The 15337-nt window shown below is 58.1% G+C and carries 22 protein-coding genes; 5 read left to right on the top strand and 17 right to left on the bottom strand.

The annotated features are described in order from the left end of the window. Nucleotides 1-291 (bottom strand): type IV conjugative transfer system protein TraL, encoded by a 291-nt coding sequence (gene traL, locus EP837_RS19050; protein WP_066532209.1) that lies wholly within the window; start codon nucleotides 289-291, stop codon nucleotides 1-3. 59 nt (nucleotides 292-350) lie between these two features. Next, nucleotides 351-590, bottom strand: a complete 240-nt coding sequence (locus tag EP837_RS19045) for a hypothetical protein (protein ID WP_443019163.1) — start codon at nucleotides 588-590, stop codon at nucleotides 351-353. A gap of 446 nt (nucleotides 591-1036) precedes the next feature. On the opposite strand from EP837_RS19045, the gene EP837_RS19040 reads away from it, so the two are divergent. Together EP837_RS19040 and EP837_RS19035 are read left to right on the top strand one after the other, a co-directional pair. After that, nucleotides 1037-1414, top strand: coding sequence for a hypothetical protein (locus EP837_RS19040; RefSeq protein ID WP_156518784.1), 378 nt, complete (start codon nucleotides 1037-1039; stop codon nucleotides 1412-1414). Between the two features lie 116 nt (nucleotides 1415-1530). Next, complete coding sequence (locus tag EP837_RS19035) at nucleotides 1531-2028, top strand: hypothetical protein (RefSeq protein WP_066532203.1); 498 nt, start codon at nucleotides 1531-1533, stop codon at nucleotides 2026-2028. Between the two features lie 8 nt (nucleotides 2029-2036). Here the strand turns inward: EP837_RS19035 and EP837_RS19030 are convergent, their stop codons facing one another. From EP837_RS19030 to EP837_RS21455, 3 genes are all read right to left on the bottom strand, one after another. Further along, the gene (locus EP837_RS19030; protein WP_225870678.1) at nucleotides 2037-2939 is read right to left on the bottom strand and encodes a lytic transglycosylase domain-containing protein; all 903 of its coding nucleotides are present in this window, start codon (nucleotides 2937-2939) and stop codon (nucleotides 2037-2039) included. A 162-nt stretch (nucleotides 2940-3101) separates the two neighbouring features. Further along, entirely contained in the window at nucleotides 3102-3560 is a 459-nt protein-coding gene (trxC, locus tag EP837_RS19025) for a thioredoxin TrxC (RefSeq protein WP_066532196.1), read from the bottom strand. 52 nt (nucleotides 3561-3612) lie between these two features. Continuing rightward, nucleotides 3613-3951, bottom strand: a complete 339-nt coding sequence (locus tag EP837_RS21455; RefSeq protein ID WP_197486428.1) for a hypothetical protein — start codon at nucleotides 3949-3951, stop codon at nucleotides 3613-3615. 115 nt (nucleotides 3952-4066) lie between these two features. Here EP837_RS21455 and EP837_RS19015 point away from each other — a divergent pair, with 115 nt between their 5' ends. Together EP837_RS19015 and EP837_RS19010 are read left to right on the top strand one after the other, a co-directional pair. After that, entirely contained in the window at nucleotides 4067-4297 is a 231-nt protein-coding gene (locus EP837_RS19015) for a type II toxin-antitoxin system Phd/YefM family antitoxin (RefSeq protein ID WP_066532194.1), read from the top strand. Then, entirely contained in the window at nucleotides 4294-4761 is a 468-nt protein-coding gene (locus EP837_RS19010) for a PIN domain-containing protein (RefSeq protein ID WP_066532191.1), read from the top strand. The genes EP837_RS19015 and EP837_RS19010 overlap by 4 nt, the downstream gene beginning before the upstream one ends. Before the next feature lie 243 nt (nucleotides 4762-5004). Here EP837_RS19010 and EP837_RS19005 read toward each other — a convergent pair whose 3' ends face one another. From EP837_RS19005 to EP837_RS18990, 5 genes are all read right to left on the bottom strand, one after another. Beyond that, nucleotides 5005-5988 (bottom strand): GSU2403 family nucleotidyltransferase fold protein, encoded by a 984-nt coding sequence (locus EP837_RS19005; protein WP_066532189.1) that lies wholly within the window; start codon nucleotides 5986-5988, stop codon nucleotides 5005-5007. A 136-nt stretch (nucleotides 5989-6124) separates the two neighbouring features. Further along, nucleotides 6125-6256, bottom strand: coding sequence for a DUF4186 family protein (locus tag EP837_RS21200; protein WP_156518782.1), 132 nt, complete (start codon nucleotides 6254-6256; stop codon nucleotides 6125-6127). Nucleotides 6257-6273: 17 nt separating this feature from the next. Beyond that, nucleotides 6274-7071 carry an IS21-like element helper ATPase IstB gene (gene istB, locus EP837_RS19000; protein WP_066532187.1) on the bottom strand — a complete coding sequence of 266 codons (798 nt, stop codon included), beginning with the start codon at nucleotides 7069-7071 and terminating at the stop codon, nucleotides 6274-6276. Next, nucleotides 7071-8366, bottom strand: a complete 1296-nt coding sequence (gene istA / locus EP837_RS18995; protein ID WP_156518777.1) for an IS21 family transposase — start codon at nucleotides 8364-8366, stop codon at nucleotides 7071-7073. The genes istB and istA overlap by 1 nt, the downstream gene beginning before the upstream one ends. A 426-nt stretch (nucleotides 8367-8792) precedes the next feature. Further along, entirely contained in the window at nucleotides 8793-9068 is a 276-nt protein-coding gene (locus tag EP837_RS18990; RefSeq protein ID WP_066532389.1) for an HU family DNA-binding protein, read from the bottom strand. 174 nt (nucleotides 9069-9242) lie between these two features. On the opposite strand from EP837_RS18990, the gene EP837_RS18985 reads away from it, so the two are divergent. Beyond that, a complete protein-coding gene (locus tag EP837_RS18985) occupies nucleotides 9243-9779 on the top strand; it encodes a hypothetical protein (protein ID WP_066532183.1) in 537 nt (178 codons plus the stop codon). A gap of 27 nt (nucleotides 9780-9806) precedes the next feature. On the opposite strand, the gene EP837_RS18980 is transcribed toward EP837_RS18985, so the two are convergent. The 7 genes from EP837_RS18980 to EP837_RS18950 all read right to left on the bottom strand — a co-directional run bounded on the left by EP837_RS18980 (nucleotide 9807) and on the right by EP837_RS18950 (nucleotide 15315). Next, complete coding sequence (locus EP837_RS18980) at nucleotides 9807-10229, bottom strand: HIRAN domain-containing protein (RefSeq protein ID WP_066532180.1); 423 nt, start codon at nucleotides 10227-10229, stop codon at nucleotides 9807-9809. Nucleotides 10230-10362: 133 nt separating this feature from the next. Beyond that, a complete protein-coding gene (locus EP837_RS18975; protein ID WP_225870677.1) occupies nucleotides 10363-11277 on the bottom strand; it encodes a MucR family transcriptional regulator in 915 nt (304 codons plus the stop codon). Nucleotides 11278-11721: 444 nt separating this feature from the next. Next, nucleotides 11722-12039 (bottom strand): 2Fe-2S iron-sulfur cluster-binding protein, encoded by a 318-nt coding sequence (locus EP837_RS18970; RefSeq protein WP_066532176.1) that lies wholly within the window; start codon nucleotides 12037-12039, stop codon nucleotides 11722-11724. 33 nt (nucleotides 12040-12072) lie between these two features. After that, nucleotides 12073-12309, bottom strand: a complete 237-nt coding sequence (locus EP837_RS18965; protein WP_066532173.1) for a hypothetical protein — start codon at nucleotides 12307-12309, stop codon at nucleotides 12073-12075. Nucleotides 12310-12461: 152 nt separating this feature from the next. Continuing rightward, nucleotides 12462-13019, bottom strand: a complete 558-nt coding sequence (locus tag EP837_RS18960) for an Lrp/AsnC family transcriptional regulator (protein ID WP_197486427.1) — start codon at nucleotides 13017-13019, stop codon at nucleotides 12462-12464. Between the two features lie 5 nt (nucleotides 13020-13024). Beyond that, nucleotides 13025-13507 carry an Lrp/AsnC family transcriptional regulator gene (locus EP837_RS18955; protein ID WP_066532169.1) on the bottom strand — a complete coding sequence of 161 codons (483 nt, stop codon included), beginning with the start codon at nucleotides 13505-13507 and terminating at the stop codon, nucleotides 13025-13027. 470 nt (nucleotides 13508-13977) lie between these two features. Then, nucleotides 13978-15315 (bottom strand): anti-phage deoxyguanosine triphosphatase, encoded by a 1338-nt coding sequence (locus tag EP837_RS18950; RefSeq protein WP_066532167.1) that lies wholly within the window; start codon nucleotides 15313-15315, stop codon nucleotides 13978-13980. Nucleotides 15316-15337: the final 22 nt, after the last annotated feature.

Below are 15337 nucleotides of genomic sequence, written 5' to 3'. Positions count from 1 at the left end.
TCACCCTGCCATCAGGCGGAGGTAGGAAGGTGGTGTGGCTCTAAGGCCAGTAAGCCCGGCCGGAAGATGCCAATAGGCCCAGTGCAAAAGCCATGAGGCGGTGCGGCCTGCCTTAGCCTTTCGAAATCCCCACCATGCAGCGCCGCCAGACGCTATGCCGATGATGATGTGCTGAGACAGGATCCCCCAGATGAACGGGGCCACCATCGCCAGGAACTCATCCAGTGTCCACAATCCGATCAGTTCAGGATCGTCTAGATGAGAAGGTATGACATATTTGCCCTGGGCCATAACACCACCCCCCAAAATGGCAGTGCCGGTGCTGCTAATCCCGGTCCTGCCAAAGCGCCTTAGATTGTTGCGGTCACGGTCGAGGTGACGATCGGAATCCCGGTTCCGGCACCCACGCCGACGCCCACGGGGATGGCGACCTGGGCAAGGCTGAAGCGGCCGCTGGCCAAGCCAACGATGCCGCCCGCCAAAGACAGGACGGTGATGATCTTGCCGCCCGAGCCTTCCAAAAAGCCGGTGAACTGATTGAGCGCGGTGTCGAAGGTGGCGTCAGCGCCGGCAAGGGCAGGAGAGGCCATGGCTGCAATGCCAATAGCGCAGGTGGCCACGCCAAGCGCTGCGACTTCGCCCCTTTGAGCGATTTTCTTGAGAGACTGCATGAGCAATTCCTTATTGAAGGACGGCACATCATTCGTGCCGAGAAGGAGATTGCGGCGGTCGGATTTCATTCGCCAAGGGAAAGCCGACCCGATAGATGTAGGGCCGAGAAAAAAACTCTGTTCGGGCGGCCTTAAGTCGTCATGCGTCCTTGGAGCCGGGACAGCTTGTCCCGGAGGTTAAAACGTATGTCCCGGCCACCGGGACGGCTTGTCCGAACATTCGGGACCGAATATCAAAGTTGTGCAATGCGATGTAATGCCTTGCCGAATCGGCCCGGAGACACATGCTCGCACGGTGCTGAAACAATAGACTATAATATCACTCACGGATGTAGGGACTGAGAATGACATCGGGTAAAGTCGCGTTGAAGTTCGAGATCTCAGTTCCCCTTCATGGACTGGCCATCGCCAGCTTCAAGCTCTTCTCGGCGGAAACTAAAAAGGAGGATGCGGTCAGCTCCATCATCACTGATCGGCTTCATAATCATAACCGCGCGATCACCCAGACTTCGGCAACTGACCTCAGGGATTATCTCGTCGTCGCCAGTGGTGATGCAACCTTGCCGGTGCGGCTCGATCTGACGGAGGCGGATCACGAAACATTTCAGCGGCACAAGACGATCATCGCCGCGCATCTGGGCCAGGATATCAGCGACGCCCAAGCCGTCACAGTGATGCTGATCGACTATGTAATTGAACACGCCGCAGTGTCTTTGGTTGACGCGATGGAAACCAATAAGTGACGTCAAATCAACTTCATATTGACCTAGAATCAACAGCTTATTGCAGAAATGGGGTCTTGCCACGCGCCCAATGATATGCTTTGCGAGTTGCGATCAGTTCGCAACAGGGGCAAGTGATGGACGCTAATGTACGGGATGAGGGCCAACATTCTGCGGTTCTCGCCGAAATGAACCGCTACATTCCAGTGATTCACGGCATGCTGGACGACCGGAAAATGACGCTCCGCGATCTTGCGATCCGCTCCCAAATTTCAAAAAGCCGTCTTGGCATCATCCTGCATCGGCAGCCGGCGAAGCGCGTCATCATGCAGCTGCCGGAATTTATCGGCATCCTGCGCGCCTTGGGTTTTGAATTGATCCATGCGTGGGCTGGCGCCAAGAAGCGGGAAACCGCAGACATAACGCACGATAAGAGCTTTGACGCCTTCTACGTGTTTCTGATGGAGTTCAACGCGACGTTCCCGGAGATTATGCTGAATACGCCCGAGCTGGAAGGCGTGGAGTTCCGAAGGGAATGGTCGCGGCCATTGGCCGAACTGCTGATCAAGCGGGTGCTCGCCGAGCTCGAACGGCGCCGCCGCGTCCGCGATGAATTTGCGCTCGAGGAAAACTAACGCCGGTTTCAGAAGGTTGATACCGCAGTGATACGGCTGACTCTCGCTCCTGAACTGCGCAACAATATAGGCTGCGCCTGGACTGGTCCGCTCAGCCGCTGCCAGAAATCAAGGATGTTAGCGACATAGCGGCGTGTTTCGGGAAATGGGGGCACCCGGCCATTCCGGACCTTCCCTGGACCTGCATTATAGGCGGCTAGAGCGAGATCATAACGGCCGAACTGGTCGAGGTGACTGCGCAAATATCTGGCGCCGCCGCGGAGATTATCGACCAGGTCGAAGCGATTGACGCCCAGCATTGCGGCGGTACCCGGCATAAGTTGCGCGAGGCCAAAGGCGCGTTTGGGGGAAAGAGCGAAGGGATTGTAGCGGCTCTCCTGGATGATCATGGCGTCGAAGAGGCCGATTGGAAGGCCATGTTCGCAGGCGATCCTGCTCATGAGCGCAAAATAGCTCTGGCGTCTGCCTTCTGCGTCGGGAGTGAGAAAGCCGGTCGGCCGGTAGCCCAGCGGGTTACAGCCGGGGGTGTAGCTTGGCAAAATGGCTGAGGGGAGGGGAGGACCACCGCGCATCCAGGCAGGGATGACGAGACCGTCCGTCATAGAGACGGCAAACTCAGCCGGCAAAGGTGGCTTTTGAGGTTCAGCAAGGCTGCTCGCCATCTGGAACTCTACCCAACGGCGGCTGAGGTCATGAACGCGGAATGCCGTAGCACTGGACGCGATTTTGGGCTCGGCCGTGGCGCGGTGCGGGCTTTCAGCCTGTGCAGCCGAGCTTGGCTGCTCAGCGGCGTTTGGCGCGCTGCCCGTCAGATCAATCAGCTGCACTGTGCGCGCCGAACTGTCTTGCGCGAGCGTGGGCGTGCTAGCGATTGCCGCGATCGCGGCGCTCACGGCCATTATCCGTTGCATGATGTGTCTCCCTGCGTTCAGCTAGAAGCCGAGAACAGGAGAAGGAGCTTGTCAACTGCACGCTTGTTCGCGGGGGAGGGGGGGCGTCCGCGCTATAACCGGACCGATCTGTGCTGCTGGTCGATAATACATCGGCGGGCTTATGCCCGCCAAATCTATGCCTCAGCGCGGCATGCCTCCCATGGATTGGGACCTGGCCCAGGCGACTATCGCCTGCTGCGGCATTGCGCCTGATTGCCTGGCAACTTCCCGCCCGTTTGAAAACAGGATCATCGTGGGTATCGAGCGGATCCCATAGCGTCCCGCGATTGCCTGCTCTGCTTCGGTGTCGAGCTTACCCAAGCGCATGAAGGGTTCTAGCTGGCGCACCGCCGCTGCGAAGGCAGGCGCCATCTGACGGCAAGGTCCACACCAAGAGGCCCAGAAATCGACAAGCAGGGGTATGCCGCTGCGACTTGCATGCGCATCGAAATTCGATGCGGTGAGCGTTATCGGCTCGCCTGCGAAAAGTGGCCGCTTGCACCGCCCGCACGTCCCGCCCGCCTGAAGCCTGTGAGCCGGAACGCGGTTCGCGGTGCTGCATTGCGGGCAAATGATGATCAGGCTCTTGTCGTCGCTCATGAAGACAGGCTTTTACTCCTAATGGTGCTGGCGCAGCCGCCTGAGTGGACCATCAATTCCCGTTGACGATTTCAGCTCGCTGCGCGGGGGACAGCGCGTCGGCATTGACGTCAGACCTGTCGATTGCTTCTTCCTTGGCCTCGCCGGCTTCTCTCGTTGCGTCGGCCTTGGCCTCCATCATGTCTTCAGCGGTGCCGCTCATATTGTCAGCCATCGCGTCCATTTTGTCCGCTTTGTTTTCCATCGCTTCCTGTGCCTGTTCACCCAGCTTGTCGTCTCCTTTTCCGCCGCAGGCTGACAGCGCCAAGCTGATCGCGAACGCAGTCATGAAAGTGGATGTGCGGTTCATGGTCTCTCTCCCAAAGCTGCTGGTGTAACGGATGACGATCATGTTGGGTCCCCCGTTCCATTCCAGCCTAAGGGGCCCAAGCCCCCGGTGTGTAGGCGGTGCATGCGCTGCCCGCCCCACCTTGCCAGATTTAGTGTTATGTCACTAGATTGGTGGCATGGAACGAGCAATCAGCGCTAGTGACGCCAATCAGCGTTTCTCGGAACTCTTACGCGAAGTTGCAGAGGGCGGGAGCTTTACTGTCATGTCGCGCGGCCGCGCCGTGGCAAGGGTGCTGCCCGTCGACCGTGCCCGCGAGCAACGATCGATACAGCATCTACTGAAATTTGTGGCTGCCTTGCCCGTGCGGCATGCAGGAAACTGGTCGCGTGACGATCTTTACGAATGACGCGCGTTGCCCTCGACACCAATATCTTGGCCTATCTCGCAGGGGTCAGTCGTGACGCTCGCGACGACGCGAAAATCGACCAGATTAGAAATCTCATCGCGCGGCTTAGTAGTGGGGTAAGCCTTATTGCTCCAGCGCAGACGCTTGGCGAACTGTTCGTCGTGCTGCGCCGGGGTGGCGCGAGTGCGGAAGAGGCGCGGGCGGTGCTGATCGAGTTTGCTCAAGCTTTTGGCAGTTCGGTTTCAGAACCCAAGACCATAGTTGCTGCCGCGGATCTAGTGGTGGACCATAAGTTGCAGTTCTGGGATGCATTGATCCTCACTGCGGCAGCCGACGCAGGTTGCACGTTGCTGCTTTCCAAAGACATGCAAGACGGTTTCGTGACGCGAGGGCCCACGGTCGTTAATCCGCTACGTGACAGTCTGAACACTAAACATGCTACGCTGCTTGAGGCCTCGCACTAAGCAGACTCATTCGCCCCCCAGCGCGAGCCTCATCGTCCCGCGGGAGCGTGGGCGTGCTATCGATCGTCGCGATCACCGCGCCCAACGTCACTATCCATGCATGATGCTTCTCCCTGTGTGTCGGAAGGTCGGCTAGCCTGAAGAATTGACACTTGCACCGTCCGCACGTGCTGCCCGCTCGCAGATTTTGGCAGGCCGAATTCAGTTGTAGTCGGGCTCTCCATCATCGTGCCCATGCGGATTTCACCGTTGCTTTTGATCATCCCATTGAATGAAGTGAGGTTTCAATTCGTCGGGCAATTCTTCATAGAAGGCGGCGTCCAGCGCGTAGTGCGGCATTGTTTGCCAAACGGCGTTCAGTAGCGCGATGCCTTGCTGGCGATCCTTGGGCCTTTTCTGCGGACTGCGCTCCGGTTTTTCTGCCATCCACAACTTTTGGAGAGCGAACCATCGTGGATCAGGCGCCACAATGCGCGCCGCCTCGCCATCGCGCACGCCGACCACCCGATCCACGGGCCGACCATTTAGCAGCCATTCCTGCTCGGGAAGTGGCACAGGTCGAGGCTTGTCGCGCGCAATTTGCCCGCCGATCCGACTTGGAGCGGACAGTATTTCAATTTCATAAGCGCTGGCGTTGCGAGCTTGGAAGGGCCGTTCGGCATTGACCGCATAGGTCATATCGACCTCCTTCAATATCTTCCACAATGTAGGCCGATCTTCATCAGCATCCGTTGCGGTAAGTGCGAGATCAAAGTCGATCGTTGCGTCCGGCGCATCGCGTATGAACCCGTTCGCTTCAAGTGCATAGGCAGTCAGCGCATTGGTGCCTACCACCATCGCTTGGGCGCCGAGAAAGCGCATGCGATCTGCCTGGCGCAAGATTTTGCCCGCTTCCGTCGGGAGCATGGGGAGGCGCAAGGCGCGATAGAGGCTGCCTTGCTCTTTGAGGGTGGCCTTGCTCCGTGTCAGTCGCGTTTTCAATTCGGCCTTGGCGGCCTTGTACTCATCGAATTCGGCTTGTTTTTCCGCATCCACTGGGCCTCTGCTTTTCATGCTTCCCAGTCGGTCGGTCACTTCGTAGAGATATTCCCGGCCGGACACCTCTTTGATACGCATATTGTAGGGCATATCATTGAGGGTGCGAAGGGTCTCCATCCAGACCTGGTAGGCCTGCTCAAGATTGACGATGACCCTTGCTTGCTCGTCGGAAAATGATTGAACGGCCACAGTTTACCCCGCGGATTGGCTTTCTCCCATTTTGCTGGGTAACTCACCTAATTTCAAGGTTTACCCTGCAAATTGAGTTTCTTCTCATTTGCGGGGTAAAGAACGCGTGGCCTTTGGTTTGACGGTCAAGGGGCGATTATCCACATTGTCCTTCGAGCCAACGTGCAATTGCCGTGATGATGTGGCGCTGCTCGCTTTGCGTCAGTGGCCGGTATTTAGGTATGGCGTGCCACGTAGCTAGACAAGAACGACAACAGGTTAGCGACACCTAAAACTGGCCCCCTTTCATGATGGTTTGTTGCCTGCTGGTTCAAGCGACGGAGTGGCCTTTTGCAAAAGGCCACTCCGTCGCTTTTCGCGCAATCGGTAGCTGTCGCCGCGTATCGTGATGACGTGGCTGTGGTGAAGAAGACGATCCAGGATCGCGGTGGCCACCACTGGATCGCCAAAGACGGTTCCCCATTCTCCCACGCTGCGGTTGGAAGTGATGAGCATCGCTCCTCGCTCATAACGGCGTGACACTAGCTGGAAGAACAGATGCGCGGCGTTTGGGTCGAACGGTAGGTAGCCCAGTTCGTCCACGATGAGCAGCTTAGGTTTGGCAAGGAAGGCGAGGCGCTCTTCAAGTCGCCCTTCGCCATGGGCTTTTACCAAGGCGGCAACCAGCGCCTGCGCGGTGGTGAACAGCACGGTATGGTTCTGGCGGATCACCTCCCGGCCCAACGCGATCGCCAGGTGTGATTTGCCCACGCCCGGTGGACCCAGCAGCAGCACTGCTTCACCATGGGCGACCCAGCGGGCCGTGGCGAGCTCCCGTATCTGAAGGGGATCGACGCTGGGCTGGGCGTCAAAGTCGAACCCGTCAAGTTCGCGGGCATGCGGGAAGTGAGCGATCTTCATCGCCATCTCTACCCGGCGCTCGTCCTTGCGCGCGATTTCGCGCTCACACAGGAAGGCCAATGTCTCGCGCATGGTCAGATCCTGCCGCGCGGCCTCATCGAGCAACGTATCGAGTTGGTCGCGGATAGCGGTGAGCTTCAGCCGGCTCAGCCAGCCCAGCAGCGTTTCATGGTCGACAGCCATCACCAACGCCCTCCTGCCAGCTGCTCATATTCAGCCAGGGGGCGCAGCAACTCGGGCAGATGCAGCCGTGGCTCCTCGATGGTTTCGGCACGCCGCACAGGACCGTTGGCGCCTGCAACGCCGACAAAGTGGGCAGGGTCTGTCAGCCGGCGATGGCGACCCGCAGCCTCGGCATGCTCGGCAACCAACCGCCCCACATGGAAGACCGACACACGTCCAGCACTGACTGTTACCTGCACGGTTTCGCCCACCAGGCGCCAGGGAACCGAGTAGGCGTTCGTATCGATCTCGACGGCACAGTCACTGTGCACCTTGCGCACCAGTTCGCGGATCTGCCGGAATGGCGGCCGGCCATTCAAGGGCTTAAGTTTGCTCGCTTCGTCACGGACAAAGCGCTGCAGCGGGGGTTCCCCGGTCGAACCATGGCAGCGTAAATCCGCGATCTCGCGCATCCACCAGGCCAGATGCTGCTCCAGTGCCTCCATGCTGGCAAAGCCATGACCCGCCAGTGCGTTGTTTTTTACGTAGCCGACGCCGCGCTCGTCCTTGCCTTTGGTGCGAGCACGATAGGGCGCGCATGCCCGCGGCCGAAAGCCCCAGTAACGTGAGAAAGCATGTAGCCGATCGTTGAACACAACTTCCCGCGTCGCCGCGTCATGGCGCGTGACCAGCGCCGCCGCATTATCCAGCAGCACCTCTTCGGTTACGCCGCCAAAATGGCGAAAGGCTGCCTCCATGCCATCGAACCAGGCCGACTGCCGCTCATGGCGGAATGCCATCGTGAAGGGGCGGCGGGAATAGCCCAGGGTCGCGACAAAAACATATATTCGGACCCTATCACCACCGATGCAGACGCGCTTTTCGCCAAAATCGATCTGAAGCTGGTGACCTGGCGGCGTCTCGAACCGTGTCGTCGCGCGCGCTTCTGCCGCCAGCTGTTGCCGAAAGCCAGCCACTGCTCGCTCAACCGTCCGCAAACTCGCTACGACACCGAGTTCACGGGCCAAATCCTGCCGAACGACATCGGCATTGCCCCGGTGCCGGAAAAATCGCTCACGAAGCCATGTCTCATGACCGGCCAACATCCCGCGAAGTACCCGCCGCTGATAGGGTTGCCACCGGCCTGCCCCAAGATATCGCTTCACCGTCGTGCGCGAACAGCCAAACTCTCGCGCCAGGCGCTTGCTGCCCCAGCCCAGCTTCCTCAACCTCAGCATCGCCGTCACCTCATCAGGCTCAAGCATCGCGTCCCTCCGCAAGCCAACTGCGGAGATCGTCTCATCATCCATATTCATCTGTCCCGTCCTCCTTCCGGAGGGGGCCAGTTTTCAGTGACGCGAGGGGGTCAGTTTTGCATGTCGCCTAACAACAAGTCCATGTGTCGCCGCGCGGGATTGAAGGACTGATGCGGCGACTGATGGGTCATGCGATAAATAGGGATCTCACGCCGAACAGAACAAAAAAAAAGGGCCGATCGAGAACGACCAGCCCACTAAGTCTTAGGAGAGGATGCCTGAAAGGCAGCCCCCCTTTCGCATCGCACCTTCCGGCCGACAACTGCGAAGGGCGGCAGAGCGATTGCAGAAAGTGCAATTGGCGGCGTGGCGCAAGATGCTGGCGCCCGGCCAACAGAATGCCAGAAGTGTCACTTTACCCGTTTAGAAAAAGTGACATTCGCATAAAAGGATGGAGCGCCGCCCCGTCCGGCGGCGCTCACCGTCTCAGCCGTTGAGCTGGTCCTTGACTGCCTTGGCAGGCGTGAATGTCAGCTTCTTTGACGCCGCGATCTGGATGGTCTGACCATTTGCCGGATTGCGGCCTTCACGAGCAGGACTATCCTTTACCTTGAACTTGCCAAAACCATTCAAGCTTACTTCGTTGCCATTGGCAGCCGCGCTGGCGATGGCATTGAACACCGCGTCGACATAGGTGCGGGCGTCGGCTTTGCTAAGGCCATGCTCGGTTGCGATGGCTTCAGCGAGAGCGCTATTGTTCATGAAGGTCTCCGGTAAAAATGGAGCGGCCATATCTATCGGCTTTTTCGCCTTGGGCAATGAGATTTGCGGGGCAAGACCTTCCTGCGCGTCCGGTAAAGTGACACGTGTGTTTTTTGTCGTTTGCTACTTGTGCAGGGGGATTCACATGCGGGCAGCTTGTGCTAGATTCCTGATATGTTCCAGCAGGCCGATCTTTTCGCACCCTATGAAGCAGCGTCCACCCTGGGTTCGCTGCCCGATCTCATCGAACGTATTTCGCAGGTCTCCAAGCGACCCCGTTACGCGTTCATGGTGCTGAACCTCATCTACAAGGCCGTAGGCAACGGTGACAGCGTTGGACCTTATGTACGTTATGGCGGCGCGCTGCTGCCGGTACGGGACTGGCTTTGCGAGGCGCTGATTCCGCTTGCCCAGCGTGACGGTCGGCGGCGTACGCTCATAGAGGCGGTGCGCGTGGACCTGGTCGCCAAAGGCCAGCTGCCGGAGGATCCCGCTGCAGCGGAGATTCTGCTCGCTGAGGAGGTCAAAGCGCGGATATTGCGGTCAGGCCGGACAAGCATCAGTCGGGCTGCATCAGACCTAGTGAGGGCGGGTTTATTGCGGCGTCACTATAAGGGGTACCGTATCGATCATGCGAACCGCGGCGCGCAGCGGGAGGCTGTCTATACGATCACCCCGGAGGCCAGGAGAGCTCTTGGCCGTGTGCATTAGAGCCAGCGCCGTCGCACCGGCGCCGCTTCAATCATCCGGTGGAATATAATCCGGCCAAAAGCCGGAATCCGGATCGGCTTTGTTCTCATGCAACTCATCGTGGGTCATGAGTGGCTCAGGTGGTGGCGGCGGTAGGGTAGGGGTGCCGCCATCAAGATGCACCCGAATGATCGCACCGTCCTTGGTGGCAGCCTGGAAAATGGCGCGGACGTCCTGACCTTGACTAATCTTGGAACCAATCCACCCGCACCGTTCTGCCGACAGATAACCGATCTGCAATCCGCGGAACGAGAACACCGCAACGGCGGAGCTGTCCGCCTTGTTGTTGGGTTCCAGCACAAGCGAAATTGGATCGCCGGGATTGAGCATCCGGATCTCGAACTGCCGGTTCGTGCCGTCGGCATTGGGGTGCAGTGCTCCCACGACGGCAAGACTGAGTTCTTGTGGCATCGGGCGCGCTTAAGCGAAACGCCGCTGCGCTGTCCAGAGCCGAAGGAGAGCAATGCGACCAACCAAGTGCGGGTCTGTCAGGTGCCCAAAATGGAGGCAGCCCCACCCAACGGCAGGGCTGCACAACCTTTTATCAGTTGGCTGCCGGCTCTGGGGTCTTTGCATCGATATCTGCCGCAGCAGCCTTCGTGCTGGCTTTTGGCGACTTTGGCTTGCCGGCTGCCTTGACCTTCGGCGCAGGCTTTGCCTTGGCAGCGCTCCCCTTGGGTTGGGTCGCCTTGCCAGCATCGCTCTGCGGAGCGTTCGTCACACTGTCAGCGTTCTCGGCTTTCGCGACGGCCGGAGTGGAGGATTTTTCTTCCTTGGCCAATGCAATCGAAAGGCGCTTGCGCGGGGCAGCCTTGGCGGCTGCAGGCGCCTTTACCTCGGCCTTCTCGGCCGATGCGGGGGGCGCCTTCGGTTTTGCGGCCTTGGCAGCTGCTTTGCTGGGTGCGCTCTTGCTCTCCGCTGCCGGTGCTTCAACAGCCGGGGCATTGGTGGCTACAGAGGTGGCGGCGGGCTTCCGGCCAAGACCCAGTCTCTGCGCTACAGCGCGACGGGCGTCAGAATAGCTCGTAGCCACCAAAGGGTAGGACTTGGGAAGTTTATAGCGCTCGCGATATTGTTCTGGGGTCAGCCCATGCGTGGCAAGATGCCGCTTCAGCGTCTTGTAAGGCTTCCCGTCAATGAGACTGATGATGTGCTCCGGTGAAGACAGGCTCTTGCGGACAGAGACTGCTGGCACAAATTCCTGTGCCGGTGTTTCGCTCACAGCAGGCGTGGGCTCTTCGGTCAACGCGGCCCGCGTCGTCTTGATCAGCTCGGCAAGACTTTCGCTGGAAACCGTGTTCTTCGATACGAAGGCGCTTAGCAGTTGAACGGTGAGTGCGGTGATGTCGGACTTGTTTTCGTCTGCCATGAGGAGGGACCTGTAATCAGTGAAGGCCCCTCCTTTAAACATATTTGTAGAGATGTAAATGTTGCGTTGTTGATGTGACTCTCTGTTCACCGCCGAAGTTCGACAGTTTCCATTCCTCAAACGATATGAAGCAGCAGTTTGCGAGCACATCTACAGCCCGATCAATCGAGCAGCCCTCGTGGCAAAAGGCATGTTCGGGTTCGGCGAACTTCGATTGCCACTTCAAAATGTCGCAATGCTCGCAGCTTGGCTAATTGTGACATTAGGGCATTGTCTGCTGAGGCTCTCTCACTTTTGCCTTATACCATATCGTCTAGGATGCACACAGCATTGGCCCGGAAAAATCCCAAACTACCGTTCGGAAACCTCGCCTTTGGACCTGTCGGCTTGAACGAAGCCCACCGTCGATCTCAATCTATGCGTTGCAACAGAGCTTGGGGCGGCACCCCTGGCGCAATCGACCTTTCATCCCTGTTTATTGCTCCGACCTGATCCCACATGACGATGCTCATTGTCATGCCCCACCACTGAACTTCAATCCTCCGGTGCGATAGTCACCCGCAGGCCATCGAGGGCCTGGCTAAACGGCAGCTGGCAGGAGAGGCGAGACGTTGCTGTTCTGTGATCCGAACTATCCAGAAGATCGCCCTCGTCATCGGTCATAGGCGGCAGCTTTTCGATCCAATCTTCATCAACATGAACATGGCAGGTTGCACAAGAACAACAGCCTCCGCAGAGCGCCAGCACCTCATCGATACCCGCGTCTCGGATGGCTTCCATGACAGAAACCTCCCGCGACTCCACAATATTGATCTCTGCACCCTTGCGGGTAGTGACAATGAGTTGAGGCATTTGGCGTTATCCACCGATGGTCATTGAGTCTGATCAGCCCGGGGCCGCTTCAGAAGCAGCGCCCAGCGCCCGATCGATATTGTCGAAAAGGATATGCAGATCATCATGTCCCGCATTTTCAGCATGGATGCGAACCGCGGAGGCGAGTTTATGAAGCTGGTGTTTCGTTCCATCATCAAGCTGGCCCACAGCGTCCAGCCGCTTGATGAGTACGCCAACCATCATCAGGGCCAGCATGGCGATATGATCGGTCTGACTTTCCACTTGCATACCGCGCTCCTCTTGTGAGTCGAGCACTTATCATCTGCCTAGCTAGATGAGTTTACAAGCGCGGCGGCCCCGCATTCTCATGAGCAATGCAAGAGAAGCCGCTCGATCCTGATATGGTAGCTTTCCGAAGGACGAGCGCCTGACGCTGTCGCCTAGACAGGCACTTTACGCCTTTGACGCGAACGCGTCGCCTTGCCGCTTGGAAGTGACGCAGCATCCGGAGCAGGGCCTTCCGCCTGCTCTGCTCTCTGCATGATCTTGGCGACGCCTGCCTCATATTTGAGGTTGTGGACGGAGATTGCCGTTTCCACGCGCTGCACGCCAGGTAAGGGCCGGATCTTTGCCTTTACTACGCGGTCAAGCTGTTCGATGTTGGTAAATAGGCCCATCGCCAGGATGTTGAAGCGGCCCAGTAGCAACACGACGCAGTTGATCTCGGGAATTCGCTTCAATTGCTCCGCTATTGCGCGCACACGAGAGGGATCGGCGTCGATGCCCATCATGCAAAGGTTGGGGGAGCCGGCCATTCGGAAATCGGTGACGACCGTGAATTGGATCAGCCCATCTTTCTGAAGCCGTTTGATCCGCTGCCGGATGGTGCCTTCGGTAACACCCAAGTCTTTGGCGATTGAGCGGTTCGAAACGCGCGCATCGTGCGACAATATGTCCACTATTCGACGGTCAATTGCATCCAGCTTGTGTTGGCTCATATCTGTCATAGGGGAACCACATTGAAGTGATATTTGAGGATATCGACTGCTACGCCGGAATCGATCTGGGAAACGCCTTTGACGCCGGCAATATGATCATAAAGAAATTCCTGGACCTCAGAGAAATCGTGCAGGGCGACCAGCAGCTCCAGATCATGACTCCCGTTCATCACGTTTACGCTCAGGACCTCAGGGAATTTTGCCAGGTCGCTACCAACCTTGTGAACGTCACGCCCTTGCACCCGCACCCCGACAGCAATGATGACGTTATAGCCCCAAGCGGCGAAATCAGAGACCGCGACGACGCGCATTGCGCGGGATTCTTCCATCCTCTGCAAGCGCGCCGATACTGTCGCGGCGGATACCGATAATTGCTCAGCGATGTCCTGGTTGGTCGCCCTGCCGTTTGTTCGCAAAATCGAGATGATCTCGTTGTCGAGTTTTGACAGGGAAGGTCCAGATGAGGGACGGCCATTTCTTAAGCGCATGTCGTGAAATCTCCCACGGCGCGGCCTCATAGCGTTGAGAAATGATGGCTGCTAGAGCAACGCCAAGCTCTTCGGCAGGAGAGTGAGAGCGGCGAGTCTTAGATTGCAGGAAATTGCATTTTAGAAGTACGAATTTCAGTATCCGGTCCCTGATCTCTGTTCTTCTTGCGTAGAAGATCCCCGTACTAACTTGCTTATAATTTTTTTTCCGAGGTGAAGTGAGCTGCATGCGGGCTACGGAGCTGGGATAAGGTCCTGCCTCGCTGTTCGCTCCGTTAGTCTGTCCGAGAGATGTGGCAGAATCGCTGGCAATCGGTTATTATTCCCGGCAGGCGCAAGCCTGGGAAGCCCCGCCGTATTTCCCCGCTGCGGGGCTTCTTCTGCGGTGGCGGACGCCACTCACCAGCGGAACGAGCAAGGACTGGTAGGATGCCATCCTCAATCGGTACACGTCTGACGGTCCGTTCGGCTTAGAGGCGATCGAACACAGAACCCATTCGCGGAGAAAACAGCCGTTCATATGTTTTGAGGAGATGCGTATCGGTCATCGCTGCGACATAGTCGCAGATGATCCGCAGATCGCCGCCCGCCTGTTCAAACTTCAGAAGTTCGTCGCGTGGTAAGAGGCGAACCGGATCTGCCTGCATCGCCTCAAAGACGGCAATCACCATGGCTTGGCCCTTGAACTCGAGATGCTGAACGGCGGGGCTGGTGATGACCTCACGCACGACAAAATCCTGGAGCGCATCGAGAAATTGACGCTGTCCATCTCGTACGCGCACGCGATAGCGCAGGAGCGGCTCTGAAAATTCCTTGTGCTCGACATATTCGACGGCGGTTAGAAAATGATGGACCAGGCGGCCGATGAAGCGCTTCCGGGACGCAGCGCCACCAAAGAGCCCGTCGAGCATAAGCGAGAAAACATCGTTCGCACTTTCCCCCGGATATTTTTCCTTGAGGGCATCGAGGAAGGTTGGGCAACGATCCTGTACCGCGCCCGCAAAGCCGTCCCGCGTGACCAAGCCAAGGACGATTGCGTCTTCCAAGTCATGAACGCCGTAAGCGATGTCATCTGCCGCATCCATGATGGAACAATCCAAGGACTTGTGAAGCGATCGGCCATGCTTGCCTGGCTGAGAAATGTACGACTGGAAGGCTTCTCGATCAGAAGCGGAGAGAAGCGCCAAGACCCAATCTACGATGTCCTGCTCGCTGTCATGATAGCTTTTGGGCGGCTTGCAAGCTTGGCCGTCGAGGATCTTGATGGTGGTCGGGGCATCGAGAAGGGCGGGCAGGATGTCGGGATTGTTCACCCAGCTGAATGCAACAGGATATTTGAGAACGCCAAGCATCGTCCTGCGGGTAAGGTTTGCCCCAGCTTTCTCAGAGAAATTTTCCAGTCGGCCGAGGATACGCAGGGTCTGGCCATTGCCCTCGAAACCGCCAGCGCCGCGCATGCAGTAGTTCAGCGCGATTTCGCCGCCGTGCCCGAAGGGCGGATGACCGAAATCATGGGTACAGCCGATCGAGTGGATGGTGCCGCGATCAGGGAGCAGCGCCGAGGCGGGATGATCGGGAAAGCTTTTTGCGAGTTGGCGCGCGATACCGCCTGCGATCTGCGCGACTTCGAGCGAATGTGTGAGGCGGGTCCGATAGAAGTCGCTGTCGCCCAGGTTCAGGATCTGCGTTTTGCCCTGCAGGCGCCGAAATGCGGCCGAGTGGATGACCCTCGAGTAATCGACGTCGCCATCGTCACGGGCATCTTCACTTTGCGGGTTCCAGCCCTCGCGGCGCGCTGACCAGCTCATGGCTTATGGTAGCTCCATCTGC

Origin of the sequence: Sphingobium sp. EP60837 (genome assembly GCF_001658005.1) — a bacterium.
GTDB classification, from domain to species: Bacteria; Pseudomonadota; Alphaproteobacteria; order Sphingomonadales; family Sphingomonadaceae; genus Sphingobium; species Sphingobium tyrosinilyticum.
The sequence above is the reverse complement of the archived record's forward strand: the minus strand, read 5'-3'. Positions and strand labels throughout refer to the sequence as shown.

Bases quoted from the DNA above. Each gene is read 5' to 3' on its own strand.
- traL (WP_066532209.1), bottom strand. From the start codon at position 291: ATGGCCCAGGGCAAATATGTCATACCTTCTCATCTAGACGATCCTGAA.
- EP837_RS19045 (WP_443019163.1), bottom strand. From the start codon at position 590: ATGGCCTCTCCTGCCCTTGCCGGCGCTGACGCCACCTTCGACACCGCG.
- EP837_RS19035 (WP_066532203.1), top strand. From the start codon at position 1,531: ATGGACGCTAATGTACGGGATGAGGGCCAACATTCTGCGGTTCTCGCC.
- EP837_RS19030 (WP_225870678.1), bottom strand. From the start codon at position 2,939: ATGCAACGGATAATGGCCGTGAGCGCCGCGATCGCGGCAATCGCTAGC.
- trxC (WP_066532196.1), bottom strand. From the start codon at position 3,560: ATGAGCGACGACAAGAGCCTGATCATCATTTGCCCGCAATGCAGCACC.
- EP837_RS21455 (WP_197486428.1), bottom strand. From the start codon at position 3,951: ATGATCGTCATCCGTTACACCAGCAGCTTTGGGAGAGAGACCATGAAC.
- EP837_RS19015 (WP_066532194.1), top strand. From the start codon at position 4,067: ATGGAACGAGCAATCAGCGCTAGTGACGCCAATCAGCGTTTCTCGGAA.
- EP837_RS19010 (WP_066532191.1), top strand. From the start codon at position 4,294: ATGACGCGCGTTGCCCTCGACACCAATATCTTGGCCTATCTCGCAGGG.
- istB (WP_066532187.1), bottom strand. From the start codon at position 7,071: ATGGCTGTCGACCATGAAACGCTGCTGGGCTGGCTGAGCCGGCTGAAG.
- istA (WP_156518777.1), bottom strand. From the start codon at position 8,366: ATGAATATGGATGATGAGACGATCTCCGCAGTTGGCTTGCGGAGGGAC.
- EP837_RS18990 (WP_066532389.1), bottom strand. From the start codon at position 9,068: ATGAACAATAGCGCTCTCGCTGAAGCCATCGCAACCGAGCATGGCCTT.
- EP837_RS18985 (WP_066532183.1), top strand. From the start codon at position 9,243: ATGTTCCAGCAGGCCGATCTTTTCGCACCCTATGAAGCAGCGTCCACC.
- EP837_RS18980 (WP_066532180.1), bottom strand. From the start codon at position 10,229: ATGCCACAAGAACTCAGTCTTGCCGTCGTGGGAGCACTGCACCCCAAT.
- EP837_RS18970 (WP_066532176.1), bottom strand. From the start codon at position 12,039: ATGCCTCAACTCATTGTCACTACCCGCAAGGGTGCAGAGATCAATATT.
- EP837_RS18965 (WP_066532173.1), bottom strand. From the start codon at position 12,309: ATGCAAGTGGAAAGTCAGACCGATCATATCGCCATGCTGGCCCTGATG.
- EP837_RS18960 (WP_197486427.1), bottom strand. From the start codon at position 13,019: ATGAGCCAACACAAGCTGGATGCAATTGACCGTCGAATAGTGGACATA.
- EP837_RS18955 (WP_066532169.1), bottom strand. From the start codon at position 13,507: ATGCGCTTAAGAAATGGCCGTCCCTCATCTGGACCTTCCCTGTCAAAA.
- EP837_RS18950 (WP_066532167.1), bottom strand. From the start codon at position 15,315: ATGAGCTGGTCAGCGCGCCGCGAGGGCTGGAACCCGCAAAGTGAAGAT.